Origin of the sequence: Marinovum sp. PR37 (genome assembly GCF_028807375.1) — a bacterium.
Lineage (GTDB): Bacteria > Pseudomonadota > Alphaproteobacteria > Rhodobacterales > Rhodobacteraceae > Marinovum > Marinovum algicola.
The window spans coordinates 1-1,636 of the sequence record NZ_JARAML010000066.1 but is presented as its reverse complement, the minus strand read 5'-3'; the positions used below and the strand labels follow the sequence as shown (position 1 = coordinate 1,636).

Here is a 1,636-nt window from a genome sequence, read left to right as displayed (position 1 = left end):
TCCGGCACCTTGGCGCCGGTCATGTAGGCGACGGCGTCGGACATGCTGTGATCCTTGGGGTTGATCACGCAGAGCCGCTTGCCCAGCCGGTGGACGTGGATCCGGTCGGCGACCTCGAAGACATGCGGCATGTTGTGGCTGATCAGGATGATCGGGATGCCGCGCGACTTCACGTCCTGGATCAGCTCCAGCACCTTGCGGCTCTCCTTGACGCCGAGCGCCGCCGTCGGCTCGTCGAGGATGATGACCTTGGAGCCGAAGGCCGCCGCGCGGGCCACCGCCACCCCCTGACGCTGGCCGCCCGAGAGCGTCTCGACCGCCTGGTTGATGTTCTGGATCGTCATCAGGCCCAGCTCCGACAGCTTCTCGCGGGCGAACCGCTCCATCTCCTTCTTGTCGAGCTTTCGGAACCACTTGCCCATGAAGTCCTGGCGCACGATCTCGCGGCCCATGAACATGTTGTCGGCGATCGACAGGGCGGGCGACATGGCCAGCGTCTGGTACACGGTCTCGATCCCGGCGTTGCGGGCGTCGATCGGCGAGTGGAAGTTGACCGGCTTGCCGTCCAACTCCACCGTGCCCTCGTCGGGGATCACCGCGCCCGAGACCGCCTTGATCAGCGTCGACTTGCCGGCGCCGTTGTCGCCGATCACCGCGAGGATCTCGCCCGGATAGAGGTCGAAGTCGCAGCGGTCGAGCGCCGTCACCTTGCCGTAGCGCTTGGTCAGGTTGCGTCCCTTGAGTATCGGTTCCATTATGCTGTCACCTTTCTGATCCACTGGTCCACGGCCACGGCGGCGATGATCAGCGCACCGATGAGCAGGAAGGTCCATTGCGGGTTGGCGCCGGCCATCCGGAGCCCCAGTTCGAAGACCCCGACGATCAGCGCCCCGAAGAAAGCGCCGAGGATCGAGCCGCGCCCGCCAAAGAGCGAGATGCCGCCGATCACCACGGCGGTGATCGCTTGGATGTTGCCGATCACGCCGGTCGTGGCCGAGGGTGAGACCGAACCGAACCGCCCGATCATCACCCAGCCCGCCAGCGCGCAGATGAAGCCCACCAGCATGTAGACGGACATCAGCGTTCGGTGCACGTCGACACCGGCCAATTCGGCGGCCTCCGGGTCATCGCCCACCGCATAGACATGCCGGCCCCAGGCGGTCGAGCGCAGCGCATAGGCCAGCGCTGCCACCAGAGCGATCATCAGGAAGACGCCGAGCGTGAACCGCGCGCCACCCAGGTCGATGGTGGTGCCGAGGAATTGCAGGAACGGGGCTTCGGCCTCGATGTCCTGGCTGCGGATGGTTTCATTGGCGGAATAGAGATAGGTGGCGGCCAGCACGATCTGCCACATGCCCAGCGTCACGATGAAGGGCGGCAGTTTCATCCGGCTGACCAGCCAGCCATTGGCCGCGCCGATGCCGGTGCCGACGGCGAGGCCCGCGATCACCGCGAAGACCGGCGGCAGGCCGTAGTCGAAGGAGACCTTGCCCATCACCACGGTACAGAGCACCGCGATGGCGCCGACCGAGAGGTCGATCCCGGCGGTCAGGATGATCAGCGCCTGCGCCGCCGCCAGCACGCCGACGATCTGCACCTGTTGCAGGATCAGCGTCATGGCGAAGGGCGAGAAGAA

2 protein-coding genes are annotated in these 1,636 nt (G+C 66.0%); both read right to left on the bottom strand.

Annotated features, from left to right (window positions below):
* A partial coding sequence (locus tag PVW49_RS23615; RefSeq protein ID WP_274591793.1) for an ATP-binding cassette domain-containing protein occupies positions 1 to 755 on the bottom strand: 755 nt, incomplete at its 3' end.
* A partial coding sequence (locus PVW49_RS23610; protein WP_274591792.1) for an ABC transporter permease occupies positions 755 to 1,636 on the bottom strand: 882 nt, incomplete at its 5' end. The genes PVW49_RS23615 and PVW49_RS23610, both read right to left, overlap by 1 nt.